The sequence below is a fragment of the Synechococcus sp. CS-205 genome (assembly GCF_025128255.1).
Classification (GTDB): Bacteria; Cyanobacteriota; Cyanobacteriia; order PCC-6307; family Cyanobiaceae; genus Regnicoccus_A.
Genome location: NZ_JAHLZB010000007.1, coordinates 1 through 14,568, shown reverse-complemented (window position 1 = coordinate 14,568; position 14,568 = coordinate 1). Strand labels below are relative to the sequence as shown.

Annotated in this window: 18 protein-coding genes; 11 read left to right on the top strand and 7 right to left on the bottom strand. The window is 64.0% G+C overall.

The features are described 5' to 3' along the window. Nucleotides 1-3 precede the first annotated feature (3 nt). From KQ297_RS01375 to KQ297_RS01360, 4 genes are all read right to left on the bottom strand, one after another. On the bottom strand, nucleotides 4-177 hold the full coding sequence (locus KQ297_RS01375; RefSeq protein WP_185466752.1) for a hypothetical protein: 174 nt from the start codon (nucleotides 175-177) through the stop codon (nucleotides 4-6). Continuing rightward, a complete protein-coding gene (locus KQ297_RS01370; protein ID WP_259737844.1) occupies nucleotides 177-1,283 on the bottom strand; it encodes a DUF4912 domain-containing protein in 1,107 nt (368 codons plus the stop codon). Before KQ297_RS01370 ends, KQ297_RS01375 begins: the two co-directional genes overlap by 1 nt. 202 nt (nucleotides 1,284-1,485) lie before the next feature. After that, on the bottom strand, nucleotides 1,486-2,247 hold the full coding sequence (locus KQ297_RS01365; RefSeq protein ID WP_259737843.1) for a phycobilisome rod-core linker polypeptide: 762 nt from the start codon (nucleotides 2,245-2,247) through the stop codon (nucleotides 1,486-1,488). Between the two features lie 116 nt (nucleotides 2,248-2,363). After that, nucleotides 2,364-2,963 (bottom strand): phycobiliprotein lyase, encoded by a 600-nt coding sequence (locus KQ297_RS01360; protein ID WP_259737842.1) that lies wholly within the window; start codon nucleotides 2,961-2,963, stop codon nucleotides 2,364-2,366. 55 nt (nucleotides 2,964-3,018) lie between these two features. Here KQ297_RS01360 and KQ297_RS01355 point away from each other — a divergent pair, with 55 nt between their 5' ends. Then, a complete protein-coding gene (locus KQ297_RS01355) occupies nucleotides 3,019-3,918 on the top strand; it encodes a DMT family transporter (RefSeq protein ID WP_259737841.1) in 900 nt (299 codons plus the stop codon). Here the strand turns inward: KQ297_RS01355 and KQ297_RS01350 are convergent. Both KQ297_RS01350 and sufR read right to left on the bottom strand, forming a co-directional pair. After that, a complete protein-coding gene (locus tag KQ297_RS01350; RefSeq protein ID WP_259737840.1) occupies nucleotides 3,884-4,273 on the bottom strand; it encodes a hypothetical protein in 390 nt (129 codons plus the stop codon). The genes KQ297_RS01355 and KQ297_RS01350 overlap by 35 nt on opposite strands. After that, a complete protein-coding gene (gene sufR / locus KQ297_RS01345; RefSeq protein ID WP_259737839.1) occupies nucleotides 4,266-4,934 on the bottom strand; it encodes an iron-sulfur cluster biosynthesis transcriptional regulator SufR in 669 nt (222 codons plus the stop codon). Before sufR ends, KQ297_RS01350 begins: the two co-directional genes overlap by 8 nt. A 303-nt stretch (nucleotides 4,935-5,237) precedes the next feature. Here sufR and KQ297_RS01340 point away from each other — a divergent pair, with 303 nt between their 5' ends. The 7 genes from KQ297_RS01340 (at nucleotide 5,238) to KQ297_RS01310 (ending at nucleotide 11,408) form a co-directional block, all read left to right on the top strand. Then, nucleotides 5,238-5,609 (top strand): ferredoxin-thioredoxin reductase catalytic domain-containing protein, encoded by a 372-nt coding sequence (locus tag KQ297_RS01340; RefSeq protein ID WP_259737838.1) that lies wholly within the window; start codon nucleotides 5,238-5,240, stop codon nucleotides 5,607-5,609. 5 nt (nucleotides 5,610-5,614) lie between these two features. Continuing rightward, nucleotides 5,615-7,057, top strand: a complete 1,443-nt coding sequence (sufB, locus tag KQ297_RS01335; RefSeq protein ID WP_259737837.1) for a Fe-S cluster assembly protein SufB — start codon at nucleotides 5,615-5,617, stop codon at nucleotides 7,055-7,057. Nucleotides 7,058-7,138: 81 nt separating this feature from the next. Continuing rightward, a complete protein-coding gene (gene sufC / locus KQ297_RS01330) occupies nucleotides 7,139-7,927 on the top strand; it encodes a Fe-S cluster assembly ATPase SufC (protein WP_185466759.1) in 789 nt (262 codons plus the stop codon). Next, nucleotides 7,927-9,186, top strand: coding sequence for a SufD family Fe-S cluster assembly protein (locus KQ297_RS01325; RefSeq protein WP_259737836.1), 1,260 nt, complete (start codon nucleotides 7,927-7,929; stop codon nucleotides 9,184-9,186). The genes sufC and KQ297_RS01325 overlap by 1 nt, the downstream gene beginning before the upstream one ends. Nucleotides 9,187-9,191: 5 nt before the next feature. Next, complete coding sequence (locus tag KQ297_RS01320) at nucleotides 9,192-10,523, top strand: SufS family cysteine desulfurase (RefSeq protein ID WP_259737835.1); 1,332 nt, start codon at nucleotides 9,192-9,194, stop codon at nucleotides 10,521-10,523. A 15-nt stretch (nucleotides 10,524-10,538) separates the two neighbouring features. Continuing rightward, entirely contained in the window at nucleotides 10,539-10,934 is a 396-nt protein-coding gene (locus tag KQ297_RS01315; RefSeq protein WP_185466761.1) for a L,D-transpeptidase, read from the top strand. A 147-nt stretch (nucleotides 10,935-11,081) separates the two neighbouring features. Then, the gene (locus KQ297_RS01310; RefSeq protein ID WP_259737834.1) at nucleotides 11,082-11,408 is read left to right on the top strand and encodes a hypothetical protein; all 327 of its coding nucleotides are present in this window, start codon (nucleotides 11,082-11,084) and stop codon (nucleotides 11,406-11,408) included. Nucleotides 11,409-11,414: 6 nt separating this feature from the next. Here the strand turns inward: KQ297_RS01310 and KQ297_RS01305 are convergent, their stop codons facing one another. Further along, nucleotides 11,415-12,128, bottom strand: a complete 714-nt coding sequence (locus KQ297_RS01305; RefSeq protein WP_259737833.1) for a trans-aconitate 2-methyltransferase — start codon at nucleotides 12,126-12,128, stop codon at nucleotides 11,415-11,417. An 86-nt stretch (nucleotides 12,129-12,214) separates the two neighbouring features. Between KQ297_RS01305 and KQ297_RS12780 the strand changes: the two genes are divergently transcribed. The 3 genes from KQ297_RS12780 to KQ297_RS01295 all read left to right on the top strand — a co-directional run bounded on the left by KQ297_RS12780 (nucleotide 12,215) and on the right by KQ297_RS01295 (nucleotide 14,395). Beyond that, on the top strand, nucleotides 12,215-12,460 hold the full coding sequence (locus tag KQ297_RS12780) for a type II toxin-antitoxin system PemK/MazF family toxin (RefSeq protein ID WP_399250969.1): 246 nt from the start codon (nucleotides 12,215-12,217) through the stop codon (nucleotides 12,458-12,460). Beyond that, the gene (locus tag KQ297_RS01300) at nucleotides 12,408-13,250 is read left to right on the top strand and encodes a class I SAM-dependent methyltransferase (protein WP_259737832.1); all 843 of its coding nucleotides are present in this window, start codon (nucleotides 12,408-12,410) and stop codon (nucleotides 13,248-13,250) included. The genes KQ297_RS12780 and KQ297_RS01300 overlap by 53 nt, the downstream gene beginning before the upstream one ends. A gap of 131 nt (nucleotides 13,251-13,381) precedes the next feature. After that, nucleotides 13,382-14,395, top strand: coding sequence for an acetylserotonin O-methyltransferase (locus tag KQ297_RS01295; protein ID WP_259737831.1), 1,014 nt, complete (start codon nucleotides 13,382-13,384; stop codon nucleotides 14,393-14,395). The last annotated feature ends 173 nt before the right edge of the window (nucleotides 14,396-14,568 follow it).

The window sequence follows — 14,568 nt, the reverse complement described above, 5'->3', positions numbered from 1 at the left end:
ATCTCAGTGGTGGCCGGGCATCTGGGCGGTCCGCAGCATCAGCACAAACCAGAGGGTGCTCACCAGCACCGCCATTCCCACGGCCGTGCCGATGCCCACTTTGACCATCAGCACGGGGACCAGGAAGGGCAGGGCGAGGCTGCCGGCCAGAGGGGTGAAGGCGACGAGGGTTCGCATCAGAACCACTCGGCCACGGCCTGGCTGGAGGGATTGCTGTTGTCTTCAGGGGTGGTGCGCTCGAAGCTCAGGGTGATGTTGCGCTTCTGCTCGCCATCGGCTGCCACCGCCTGGATCGGATAAAGCTGCTTGCCATCGCGGAAGGGCACCTGCACCCGGAAGGTGCCATCGGAGGAGAGGGGAACTTCCTCATCGCCAATCGTGAGCTTCGCGGCCGGATCAGTGGCTCCGTACACAATCAGCTCAGCATCGGCCACGAGCCAGAAGGAGCGTTGACGGGGCGCGACGCCACCGATGCCCGATTCGTTGCGGCCGCTGGCCCAGAGGCCGATACCTGAATCGTGCAGGCCTCGCAGGCCGGAACTCGTCGAGGAATCCTCGAGTTCGTGAAAAGCCTCGGAACCACGTCCGAAATGCTTCCAGCGCAGCGTTGCGGTCTGGTAGAGGCGCTCGTGCAGGCCGCTGTCGGCCACGGCTGCTTGGGGGCTGCCTGGGGGATGGCTGGCTAAAGCGGTGTCGCTGGGGGCCGCTTCAAGCGAGAAAGGAACGAACTGATCGAGAATCTGCTCGCTCGGATGGAGAGCCGGCACCCGAGCCACGGAGGAGAAGCCCAGGGACAGCCAGCCGCCACCGTGCTTCCTGTAGCCCAGTTCGACGCGGTAATCGCGATCGCTCAGGGGTACCGGCAGATACCACTCCGTGGCATGGCTGTCGACGGGCACTTCCTGGAGGGTGTGGGGGTGAGAGTCGCCCTGGGCCAGCCCGGTCACATCGGCGACCCGCAGGCAGAGCTGGCCGGCGCCGGCCTCCTGGGCTTTGCTGCGCTCAGCCTCAGCGATCTCCCAGAACACATAGGCCCACTGGGGATCGCGGGGAAGGAACACGACCCTGGTCTCAGCGTCGGGGCGGGGAGCCGGAGTGAAGCCTGCCTCCATGGCCGAGAGGCTCTCAGAGGCCTGAGCCGTTGCCTTTGAGGGTTTGAGGGCGGAGGGATCCCCTTCGCCGTGAACGCTGCTGATCTCGTTGAGAAGCTCGTCCTTCGACTTGCGGCTGTACAGACTCACGCCGAGGTCACTGGCGATCTGGCGCAACTGACGCAGGGTCATGCGAGCCAAGGACGAGAGAGCCTGAGTCACCGTTTCTCCGGATTTCGTTTGGGATCAGTCTGGGGTCAACTGCCCCGATCTCGGTGACCCTGCCTCCCTCCGTCAGCAACACCTGACTGGCAGCTTGCTGGCTGCCCATCAAAAAACGGCGGTGTGAGCCGCCGTTCTCCAGGGGTATCGGAGGGTCGATGGAGCGGTTGGCTCAGCGGCCGACGCTGCGGTAAGGGACCTTGGAGAGGTAGTCCATGCCGGTGTTGCCTGATGAGGCGGCTCCGGTGCGCAGGGCTGGCAGGGAACGCACCCAGGGGAGGTAATCCTCGGGGAAGCCGCCGCGCCGCTGACTCGCCCACTTGGGCAGGGTCTTGGCAGTGCCGGTGTAGACGATCTGGGGGAAGCCCAGAATGCCCCGGTGGTAGGCCTCGTAGCGCGGTGAGGTGATGTTGAACGGGGTTTCGCCCACTTCCCTGGAGCCCACCACCCGGTTGCGGTGATAGGGCACCATGTCGTAGCCGAAATTATCGAGATACTCGTCGCTGTCGAGGATCTGATCCACGGCGCCTGCGACGCCCTTGGTCATGATCACGGCCGACCAGGCGATTTCCTCAGCCTTGCCGTACACCTGGCGGCCCAGAAGTTTCTCCACCAGGTGGCGGGCCACCCGATAGTTGCTGTTGAGGTTGTAGAAGCTGCGGGTGAAGGTGTCCGAGAGGCAGAGCGCCCGGATGAAATCACGCACGGTGATCTGGCCATCGCGCAGCTGAGACTCAAGGATCGTGTCGCGGTCGACCTTGAAGGCGTGAAAAAAGATCTGACGGTAGGCCGCTTCGATCACCACGTTCTGGGCGTTGCGGTCGAAGGCCTTGTCAAGCGAGACGCCTTTCGGATCCTCGTCGGAGCCCACACGGAACGCCTTCACTCGAGAGTTCTGGCTGGTGGGTGCGTACTTCAGAAGCGGGATCGCCACGCGAACATCGTCATCCGTCGCTGTGGATCGTAGAAGTCAGCCCCGATCGATCCCCGCCAGGGGCGACAGGGCTCACAGTCCGTAACGTTTGCGGCCACCGGCGCTGGCGTGGCGCACTACCAGCCGAAGGCGGAGACAAGGGGGCCACGGCTGGCCTCAGCACGGCCATCTCCGGCCGTGCTGGCCTCCAGGCAGCGGCTCTCCATGCAGAACGAGGCGGTGTTGGAGAGCCCCTCCACGGTGCTGGTGCGCAGGCGCAGGTTGGGATTGGGGAACCAGAAACGCTCGAGGCTGCTCATGGTTTCGTAGGCGGTGGTGAGCAGCAGGCCGTCGCGCTCATCCATGCGGAAGTGGCCTGCCACCGGGGCGGTCTCGGCGTAGCCCCGGTCGCGCAGCAGCAGCCCCGCGCGTCCGTGGGTGTCGGTGGGAATCAGGCCGAACACCGACTCCCCCTGGTGGGCTTCGCCGGCCTTGTCCCAGGCCATCGAGCCGCTCCAGCGCACCTGGCAGCCCCCCACCAGGCCCGTGGGGTCCTGGCCGTGCAGCTCGGCGATTGCCCGCAGGCGCGGATCGCCAGCCGCCACTTCGTTGACCTCGATCAGGGATCCGCCGGCCTCGGCACGCCGGTGCAACAGGTGGTGGCTGGTGCGCTGGGAGCGCCAGCGCCCGCAGCTGAGCCTGAAGAAACTGAGGGCATCGGTGATCGGGACGCTCACGGAAGCAGCACGGCTGCAGCGATGATCGCAACTCCCTTGCCCCAGCTGTTGCCCTGTGGCCACAACAGGAGTCGTGGCGGCCCTGGCCGCGGCCCTCTGCTGGGCGGTCTCCAGCAGCCTCTGGCGTCGATTGGCCACCTCCCTGAGCGCTACCCAGCTCAACCTGGTCAAGAATCTGCTGGCGGTGGGGCTGCAACTGCCGGTCCTGCTGATGGGTGGTTGGCTGGTGTCACCGCTGGCCCTGGCGTTCCTGCTGGCCAGCGGTGTGATCGGCATCGCCCTGGGGGACAGCCTCTACTTCGCCGCCCTGCGCCGGCTTGGAACCCGTCGCGCCCTCACCCTCGAAGCCGGTGGCCCGGCCCTCTCGCTGCTGGGCGGGGCCCTTTTCCTGTCTGAGTGGCCCCGCTGGCCTCAGGGGCTGGGGGTGGTGCTGATCTGCCTCTCGGTGGCCCTGGTGGCCCGCCAGCAGCCTCCGGCAGGGGGATCGGCCGGGCTGCCCCTGCCCCTGGAGGGCCAGCGGCTGGGGCTGATGCTGGCCCTGGCCGCGTTGGTCTGCGGCAGTGCCGGTGCTCTGCTCTCGCGAGCGGCTCTGCGGGACTCGGCGTTACCACCGCTGCAGTCGGCCACCCTGCGCCTGGCGGCCGCGGCTGTCGTGATGCTGCCTTTGCTGTGGCGGCTGCCTCCCCCTGGCCTGCGTCCGCGCCCCCTGCGGCGGCGCTGGCCCCTGGTGCTGCTGGCCACCCTGCTGGGCACCAGCGGCGGCATCGTGCTGCAGCAGACCGCCCTGCAGCACCTTCCTGCCGGACTGGCCGTGGCCCTGCTGGCCACCGCTCCGGTGCTGGCCCTGCCGCTGGCGGGGCTGGAGGGGGACCGGCCGGGCTTCGGCGGTTTGGTGGCGGCGCTGCTAGCCCTGGCTGGGGTCAGCCTGGTGGTGGGGCTTGGCTGGAGAGGCTGAGCCGGGCCCTGGCTTCCGCCTCGGCCCAGGCGATCAGGTCATGGATCTCGAGGGCGAGAAGCTCGCAGCCCCGCTGGGCCGCCAGCTCCTGCAACTGGCCGGCCCCACGTTCCAGCTGGGTGAGGAACACCTGCTGAAATTCCGGATCATGTGCCAGGGAACTGTGCCTGGCGCTCCAGGCGGCCAGAGCGGAGCTGGAGGGCAGGGGCCCCGTGCGGCTGCCGGCCACCTGCTGGAGGGTTCGAAGGCAGTGGGCGAGCAGGCGCAGGTGGTGGCGTTCCAGGCTGGGGAGAAGGGTGGCTTCGAGGGCGGCCAGGTCGCTGGCATCCAACGGACCGGTCTCGGCCTCAGCCATCGTGGGAGCGCAGGGGAGCACCATCCAGGCGAGGGGTGATGCGGAATCCGCAGGAGTGGCCGGCTTCGAGCCGCCAGTGCACCCGCTCGACGCTGCAGTCGGGGAAGGTGTGGCGCATCTGTTGCAACTCCTGGTCACAGAGCACTGGGAACTGTTCGGCCAGGCGGGAGACGGAACAGTGAAATTCGCTCATGCACCAGGAGAGCCCATCGGACTCCGGGTGACAGTCGCTGACGTAGCCCTCGCTGCAGCGGAGCTTCACCAACCGCTCCAAGCGCTCGAGCAGGGAGCCGCTGCCGATCTGACGCCGGTAATCGTGGGCTTTGGCGATGGCCTGCTGGCGCAGGAGGGTCTGAACGGTGTCGGCCGGGAGGCTGTCGGCCATGGAGGTGAGCAGTCCGAGGGCGAAATGCTCGCTGCCGTTGGGAAACTGGTCGTGCCCTTCGGCCGTCAGATGCCAGTGGTTGCTGGGTCGGCCTGGCCCTTCGCTGCTGGGGCTGCTGGCCACAAGGCCATCATCTTCAAGGCTGCGAAGGTGGCGGCGCATGATCTGGACGGACACCCCGAGCAGCTCAGCCAGCTGAGCGGCTGTGGCCTCGCCCTGGCGCAGAAGAAGGGCGAGTGCTGCTTCTCGGGTTGGGGCCTGGGTGGAGGCGCTCATCGGACACTCAGCCCGGTTCGTCCGGTCGCGAACCTTCTCCACACCTTGCCACGCTCCTCCGGGTGTTGGGGTTGAGGCCGTTCACAATGGCCTCAGACCCATCCCCAGCTCCGCTGTCCTAAGGTTGTTGGTAACGAAACCATTGAGTTTCGTAATTCAGTGGCACGGCCTGTTCGGTCATTGATTTCCGCCCGGCATCCCGTCAGCGCCCCGCCGCTCTTCCGCCGCTGGGTTCCGTCGGCGCCTTGCCTCCGCCCGCGGGACACGTCCACGCCTCGGTGACTCCCTCGTTTTTCTGAATTCATGTCCGACGCCCCCTCCGCCACGGCCGCCCCCAGCAGTGAAAGCCTGGAGTTGATCCGGCGTTTCGCCGAGGCCTACGCCAAGCGGACCGACACCTATTTCTGCAGCGATCCCGGGGTGACTGCGGTGGTGCTCGAAGGGCTGGCCCGCCACAAGGAGCAACTGGGCGCGGCCCTCTGTCCCTGCCGCCACTACGAAGACAAGCAGGCCGAAGCGGAGCAGGCGTTCTGGAACTGCCCCTGCGTGCCCATGCGGGAGCGAAAGGAGTGCCACTGCATGCTGTTCCTCACCGAAGACAATCCCTTCCGTGGAGAGGGTCATACAATCGGCCTCGATGAGATCAAGGCCCACACTGCACCTCCTGCCGCCTGACCACCATGAGCAGCTCCACCAGCGTCGATGATCTGGTCAGTCAGCCATACAAATATGGTTTCGTCACCGACATCGAAACCGACAAGATCGACAAGGGTCTGAGTGAAGATGTCGTCCGGCTGATTTCCTCGAAGAACCACGAGCCTCAGTTTCTGCTTGATTTTCGCCTTCGGGCTTATCAGCAGTGGCTGCGCATGGAGGAGCCCGACTGGGCGTCCATCGGACACCCGGCCATCGACTATCAGGAAATCATTTACTACGCCGCTCCCCGTCAGCAGGAGAAGAAGGCCAGCCTGGATGAGGTGGATCCGAAGTTGCTGGAAACCTTCGACAAGCTCGGCATCCCCCTCAGCGAGCAGAAGCGGCTCAGCAATGTTGCTGTTGATGCAGTCTTCGACAGCGTCTCGATTGCCACCACCTACCGCGAGAAGCTCGCCGAGCACGGTGTGATCTTCTGCTCGATCAGCGAGGCCGTCAAGGATCATCCCGAGTTGATCGAGCGCTATCTCGGCACTGTCGTTCCCTGTAACGACAACTTCTTCGCGGCGCTCAATTCCGCTGTCTTCAGTGACGGATCCTTCGTGTTCATCCCGAAGGGCGTGGAATGCCCCATGGAGCTTTCCACTTATTTTCGCATCAACTCCGGCGATACGGGTCAGTTCGAGCGCACCTTGATCGTTGCTGAAGAAGGTGCCTCGGTCAGCTACCTGGAGGGTTGCACCGCCCCGATGTTCGACACCAACCAGCTGCATGCTGCTGTGGTGGAGCTGGTGGCTCTCGATGATGCCACCATCAAATACTCCACTGTCCAGAACTGGTATGCGGGTGATGAGAACGGTGTGGGCGGCATCTACAACTTCGTGACCAAGCGTGGCCAGTGCCGAGGCGACCGCAGCCACATCAGCTGGACCCAGGTGGAAACCGGTTCAGCGATCACCTGGAAGTATCCCAGTTGCGTGCTCCAGGGGGCCCATTCGGTCGGTGAGTTCTATTCCGTGGCGCTCACCAACAACTGTCAGCAGGCCGATACGGGCACCAAGATGGTGCACGTGGGTCCCAACACCCGATCCACGATCGTGAGCAAGGGCATCAGTGCCGGCCGTTCATCCAACAGCTACAGGGGGCTGGTTCAGATCGGCCCCAAGGCCCAGGGAGCTCGCAATTACAGCCAGTGCGATTCGATGCTGATCGGCGATCAGGCGGCCGCCAACACCTACCCCTACATCCGCTCTCAGCAACCGGAGGCCAATGTGGAGCATGAGGCCAGCACCTGCCGCATCTCCGCAGATCAGCTCTTTTACCTGCAGAGCCGAGGCATCGGCTTTGAGGAGGCGGTGTCGATGATGGTGAGCGGTTTCTGCCGGGATGTGTTCAATCAGCTGCCGATGGAATTCGCTGCTGAGGCCGACAAGCTCCTGGCCCTGAAGCTGGAGGGCTCGGTGGGCTGAAACAGTCCCGGCCATTGGCCAAAGGTTTTGTCCCCCTGGAGCTTGGCTCCTTTCTTTGTTCTTTCCCTTGTTCCGTCAGCTGTGATTCGCCCCGACGCCGATACCCTCCTCGAGATCGTTGACCTTCAGGCCCGCGTGGAGGACAAGCCGATCCTCAAGGGTGTGAACCTCACGATCAAGGCTGGAGAGATCCACGCCGTGATGGGCCGCAACGGCAGCGGCAAGAGCACCCTCTCCAAGGTGCTGGCGGGGCATCCCGCTTACACCGTCACCGGCGGCAGCGTGCGTTACCGCGGCGCTGACCTGCTCGATCTCGAACCTGAGCAGAGGGCCCGGCTGGGGCTGTTCCTGGGGTTCCAGTACCCCGTGGAGATCCCTGGGGTGAGCAACCTCGAGTTCCTGCGGGTGTCCACCAATGCCCGTCGGCTCGAGAAAGGAGAGGAAGAGCTCGACACCTTCGCCTTCGAAGATCTGGTGCGTGAGCGTCTGGAGGTGGTGCAGATGGATCCGGCCTTCCTGGATCGCAGCGTGAATGAGGGCTTCTCCGGCGGAGAGAAGAAGCGCAACGAGATTCTGCAGATGGCTCTGCTGGATCCCGTGGTGGCGATCCTCGATGAAACCGATTCCGGCCTCGACATCGACGCCCTGCGCATTGTGGCCGGTGGTGTGAATCATCTCGCCAGCCCCGAGAACGCCACCCTCCTGATCACCCACTACCAGCGCCTGCTGGATGTGATCACTCCCGACTATGTGCATGTGATGGCCGGTGGCCGCATCCTGCGAACCGGCGGCAAGGAGCTGGCGCTGGAGCTTGAAGATCGCGGCTACGACTGGGTGGACCAGGAGCTGGCCGTGCTGGAGGTGGCCTGATGGTGGCCTCGATCCCCAGCACTGGTGCCGTGGCCTCCACTACATGGGTGACCTCCTTTCTCCAGCATCTGCCCGCTCCGGCCGGTGAGATGGAAGCGGTTCAGTGGCGTGGCCGCGAGGCCCTCTCCCGCCAGCCGTTGCCCTCGCGCCGCCAGGAAGACTGGCGTTTCACCGACCTGGCGCCGCTCACGGCCCTTGCCCCGGCCCCCGAGCCGACCACCAGCTCTTCCCCCTCGTCATGGCCTGAGCCAGCAGCTGATGTGCTGCGTCTTCGGCTTGATGCCCCCGGGGATCCGCTGGCCGGCCAGAGCCTGCCTGCCGGTATCTCGCTTCTGAGCAGTGAGGAGGTGCAGCAGGCTCTGGGCCACACCCTTGCCACCTGCAATTGCGAGCAACACTGGCCGGTGGAGCTCAACCAGGCCACGGCCACCTGGGTGCTGGCCCTGCGGGTGAGTGGTGCGGTGGCCACCACCCTCGAGCTGGTGAGCGAGGCCACCGGCGATGGAGTGCTGCGCCCCGTGAGAGTGCTGCTGCTGCTGGAGGAGAAAGCCAGCCTCGATGTGCTTCAGGTGCAGCTCGGAGCCGGTGCCAGCCTCTCGAGCCTTGTGCTGGAAGCCCATCTGGGCCGGGAATCACAGCTGCGCCATGGTCTGCTGGCCCTGGGTGAGGGCCCGGCCTGCTTCCTGGCTCACCTGGCGGTGGAGCAGGAGCCCCGCAGCCGGCTGGAGTCGGTTTGGGCCAGCCACGGCTGGGCGCTCTCTCGCTTCGAGCCGCGGGTGGTTCAGGTGGACGGCGAGGCCACCACCAACCTCAAGGCCCTGCAACTGGCCGAAGGCCAGCAGCTGGTGGATACTCACAGCCGTGTGGAATTCCGCGGTCCGGAGGGGCAGCTTGATCAGCTGCACAAGGCGATCGCCGACGACCGAGGCCACAGCGTGTTCAACGGGGCCGTGAAGGTGCCCCGGGCCGCCCAGCGCACCAAGGCTGCCCAGCTCAGCCGCAACCTGCTGCTCTCCAGCCAGGCCCGCATCGACACCAAGCCGGAGCTCGAAATCGTGGCTGACGACGTGCGCTGCGCCCATGGCGCCACGGTGAGCCGGCTCCAGACCGATGAGCTCTTCTACCTGCAGAGCCGGGGGCTCTCGGCAGCCGTGGCCGCCGGGCTGCTCAAGCGTGGCTTCTGCGAGGAAGTGCTGGGCGCGCTGCCTGGTGCGGCCGCCGCCTGGAGCCCGTTGCAGCGTCTGCTGGGGGAGGGCTGATCACAATGCCGTACATCGCCTCCGCCCCCCTCTCCAAGCCCGCCGACCTGATCAAGGCCGCTGACCATTCTTCTGTTTCTGCCCAGGCCGGCCCTGATGATCTGGCGGCCCTCACCCGCGCTGATTTTCCGCTGCTGGCGGATCAGGCCTGCCTGGGGCAGCCCCTGATCTATCTCGATCACGCCGCCACCAGCCAGAAACCCCGCGCGGTGCTCGATGCCCTGCAGCGCTACTACACCCACGACAACGCCAACGTGCACAGGGGGGCCCACCAGCTCAGCGCCCGGGCCACCGATGCCTTCGAAGGCGCCCGCGACAAGACCGCCCGCTTCGTTGGTGCTGCCACACCCCGGGAGATCGTGTTCACCCGCAATGCCAGCGAGGCGATCAACCTGGTGGCCCGCAGCTGGGGTGACGCCTTTCTGCGCCCTGGCGATGAGATCCTGCTCACGGTGATGGAGCACCACAGCAACCTGGTGCCCTGGCAGCAGCTGGCTGAGCGCACGGGTGCCCGGTTGCGCCATGCCGGCCTCACCGCCAGCGGTGAACTGGATCTCGAGGATCTGCGCAGTCAGATCAGCGAGCGCACCCGGCTGGTGAGCGTGGTGCAGATCAGCAACACCCTGGGCTGCCACAACCCGATCAGCGCGATTGCCGAGCTCACCCACGCCGCCGGCGCCCTTTTGCTGGTGGATGCCTGCCAGAGCTTGCCGCACCTGCCGGTGAACGTTCAGAACCTCAGGGCTGATTTCCTGGTGGGCTCCTCCCACAAGCTCTGTGGCCCCACGGGCATGGGCTTCCTCTGGGCGCGTGAGGCGCTGCTCGAGGCGATGCCGCCGTTCCTGGGTGGTGGCGAAATGATCCAGGATGTGTACCTCGACCACAGCACCTGGGCGGAGCTGCCCCACAAGTTCGAAGCGGGAACCCCGGCCATCGGTGAAGCCGTGGGCATGGGTGCGGCGCTCGACTATCTGAGTGCACTTGGTCTTGATCGCATCCATGCCTGGGAACAGCGGCTCACCGCCCATCTGTTCCAGCGGCTGCAGGCGATCGACGGGCTCAGAGTGCTGGGCCCCACTCCCCAGCAACAGCCCGACCGTGGCGCCCTGGCCGCCTTCGTGGTGGAAGGTCTCCATGCCAACGATCTCGCCGCCTTGCTGGATGCCAGCGGCATCTGCATCCGCAGTGGCCATCACTGCACCCAGCCTCTCCATCGCCACTACGGAATCAGCGGTTCGGCGCGCGCCAGCCTCAGCTTCACCACAACATTCGCAGAGATCGACCGCTTTGCTGAGGAGCTGGAGAGCAGCGTGGCCTTCCTGCGGGAGCACAGCTGAGCGGCAGCCCCTTTGATGCTGGAGCTCGTGGCGGCGCTGCTGATCGATCTCTCCGAGCAGAAGCTCTATGCCTACGACGACCAGCAACGGTTGCTCTACGCCGCCCTGGTCTCCACGGGCAGCCCTGTAACGCCAACCCCCACGGGGCGGTTTCAGATCGGCAGCAAGTACAGCGAAACGCCGCTGGTGGGGCCCGACTACCGCATCCCCGCCGTGCCGAACGTGATGTGTCTCAGTGGCGGCGGCCTGGTTCCGGATCGCCTCTGCCTGCATCCAGCCCCCTGGCAGGAGAGGGCCGGTCAGTGCTTCGGCGTGGCCCGCAGCCACGGTTGCATCCGCACCACGAGCGCCACGGCCCGCTGGCTGTTTTCGCGCACGGCTGTGGGCACGCCGGTCGAGATTCGCCCCTGAGGGCCAACGCACCGAGTTTGCGGAATGTTGGCATCAAGCTTGAGAGCCTCAGTCTCTCGACGGTGACTGGTTCAATGGAGTGCGGCTTGGATTTTGTGCGCAGCATGATCATTGCCTTGGCAGTCTTCGGTCACTGAATTAAGGCGCATGGGTTTTCATCCAACAGTGATGCTCCTGATTGGAGGAGTAATTCTCACTCTCGGTGATCTCGCCATCAAGACCTGGATTATCAAGGAGAATCGACCGGCTTTCTGGCTGGGCATGATGATCTATGCGGTGGGCATGGCCGTCCTTGCCCATACCTTTCGCTATAGAAATATCGCTACAGCATCAATCATCTGTGTGGTTTTCAATGTGATCACGCTGATTCTGGCGACAAGGCTGATCTACGGCGAGAATATCAGCAAGCAGCAGTATGTGGGAATGGTGGTGGGAGTGTTGGCGATCATCATCCTGGAATCTGATCAGGCCTGAGTTGATTCAGCGGGGTGTGAGCCTGGCGAGGGCTTCGGCCCGGTGCTGTCCGCGCCAGAGCCACTGCCAGTCCCAGCCGCAGGCCTCTGCCGTGCGCTGGATGGCTGCCGCATCGGCGGGGTGATCGAAGCTGCTGAGGTGATCGATCACCTGCTGACTTTCTTCGGCGGGGAGGGCATGCCAGCCCCGGCGGATGCGTTTCACATAGCGCTGCAGATAGCTGTCGCGACTTTCGCCGGATTCCCGGAACACGTCGGCCCAGAGCAGCATCCCGCCGGGGGCCAGCTGAGAGTGCGCCCCCGAGAGAAACTGGCCTTTCTGCTCGTCGCTGAGGTGATGCACGGCAAAGGAGCTGTGGAGCAGATCCACCGGGCCGCTCTCGTTGGCGCCTGGCTCGAGCGCCCAGGAGAGCAGGTCCTGCGCGCGCCAGCTGCAGGGGTAGGGCACGTCCTTCAACCGGGCAGCGGCGCGGGGCAGCACGGGCGCGCAACAATCAAGCCCCAGGTAGGAGCCCAGGGGTAAACGGCGCAGCAGAGACGCCAGCAGGGCGAGATCGCCACAGCCGAGATCGACCATGCGTGGTGGTGGCTGACCTTCCGGTCGCTCAGCCAGCCAGCCCTCGATGGCCGTCGAGGTTGCCGCTGAGAGCGCCTGGTGCTCCATCAGATCGGCATCCACTACCCGGCGGTAGGTGCTCCATTGGTGTTCGAAGAGGTCCATGCCGGACTCAGGCCTCAGGTGCGGTCTGCCGCTGATCCTGCGGTGAGCGTAGGCCGCTTGGCTGGGGAACCCCAGGCTGGCTGGCCGTGTCCCCAGATGAGCTCAAGGCCCATTGGGGAACGTTCATCGTTGCTCCACTGACAACTGGAGGACATCCCGATCAATTTCGCGTCGCTTGTATGTTTCAAGGGAAGGATGGTCCTATCGTCTCTGAGCATCTGCGCGCGGTTGATCGTGAACGGGCGCTGAGAGCTTATTGGGTTACGGGGAGCCATCGCCATGAAAACACCATCACCAACACCAATCCCAACACCAACTTTTCGCGACTTTGAGTACGCCGGTTGGAGCAACCAAAGCATCTGCGAAACATACGATCACCACTTCGGGGCCGTTACGCGGCAATCGATCGAAGCGTTGCTGGATGCTGCCGCTGTAAGCAAAGGCACTCGGATTCTGGACGTCTGCACCGGTGCCGGTTATGGCGCCGGGTTGGCTGCAGAACGCGGAGCGTTAGCCACCGGCATTGATTTTTCCGCAGCTCAAGTTGAATTGGCGCGAGCGCATTATCCAGCAGCGACTTTCCAGGAAGGAGATGGAACGTCTCTCCCTTTTCCGGGCGAAACTTTCGACAGCGTGATCAACAGCATTGGGATGCCTCACTTCTCCGATCCCGATGCGGCGATCGGCGAAGCATTTCGGGTTTTGAGAAAAGGAGGAAAGTTCGCTTTCACTGTCTATGACGCCCCCGAGCGGTCCGTGGGCTTCGGAGCGGTGTATCAGGCGGTGAAGGAACATGGAACAATGAACGTCGGGCTCCCGCAAGGTCCTAATTTCTTTCTTTTCAGTGATCCCGTCGAGTCCACCAATAGACTCGCTGCCGCTGGATTCGGGTCCATCAAGATCATTGTCCAACCTCAGATTTGGCGGCTTACTTCTCCCGACGACGCGATTGAGGCCGTTCTGCAAGGGTCGGTGCGTGCGGCAGCGACGCTCAAAGCGCAGGCGTCCGAACTACTACCCAGGATACGCGCGACGATTTCCGAAAGACTAGGCGAGTACAAGCGGGAAAGACTCTACGAAGTGCCCATGCCCGTGGTGCTCGCCTCCGCCACAAGGCCATGATGCATGTAGGAATCCGGTGCCGCATGACCCTCCTTTGCCGCCGACGCGCCCGAGCCCATGGCTGATGGCGATGCGGCTAGCTGTTTCTGGCAGACTTGGATCTCATTGGATCTGACAGGCGGGTGCCAAGCATGAATGAGCAGTTGACTCCAGATAAAATCCTCCAGACTGGCCTCGCGTTCTGGGCATCAAAAACGTTGTTGAGCGCCGTTGAAATCGGTCTGTTCAGCGAACTCTCCCGCGGCCCAGAGAGCCTCGACAGACTGGTCGGCCGCCTTGGCCTGCATCCACGCTCAGCCCGTGACTTCCTCGATGCACTGGTGGCGTTGGGCTTCTTGACCCGCACAGACGACGGGTACTCCAACACCCCTGAAACGGACCTCTTCCTCGACCGAAACAAGCCCTCGTATCTGGGGGGAATCCTCGAGATGGCCAACCACCGCCTCTATCCGTTCTGGAGCAATCTCACGGAAGCGCTTCGAACCGGGCAACCGCAGAATGAATCCAAGTTTGGCGGTCCCGGACTCTTCGAAATCCTGTATGCAGATCCGTCGCGTCTCAAAGAATTCCTCGCCGCAATGTCAGGGATCAGTCACGGCGCGAACATGAAGATCGCAAAGACTTTTCCCTGGAAGAATTACCATACATTTGTTGATGTGGGCACTGCGCAGGGTGATCTTGCGGTGCAGATCGTGCTGGCGAATCCTCATCTTCGGGGAGAGGGCTTCGACCTGCCCGAAGTGGCGCCGATCTTGGAGGAGTACATCGAGGTCCTCGGGGTCAAAGACCGCCTGACTTTCGTGTCGGGCAGCTTCTTCACCCACGACATTCCTCCGGCTGAGGTGATCCTGATGGGACACATCCTTCATGACTGGGATCTGCCAACCAAGAAGATGCTGATCAGAAAAGCATTCGACGCCCTGCCTGCTGGTGGCTCCCTTGTCGTGTATGAGGCAATTATTGATGATGACCGCTCAGAAAATGCGTTTGGCTTGATGATGAGTCTGAACATGCTGATCGAGACGTCAGGTGGCTTCGACTACACAGGGGCTGACTGCATTGGATGGATGCGCGAAGCTGGGTTTTCTTCAACCTGGGTCGAGCCACTGGTCGGTCCTGACTCGATGGTGGTTGGCATCAAGTAGCCAAGCGTTGATCCACTCGCCTTCTGTTCTGAGCCAGGGTTGCCTGAAAGTCACTCCAACCTCGCTCCCGCGAGCTGAACCCCGCCCAACGCCAGCATCCCTCTGATGTCGTAAGCCAGTTCCCGGAGCCCCCGTCGGATCGAGCGGTAGCCGCCGCGCCGCAGCAGGTTCAT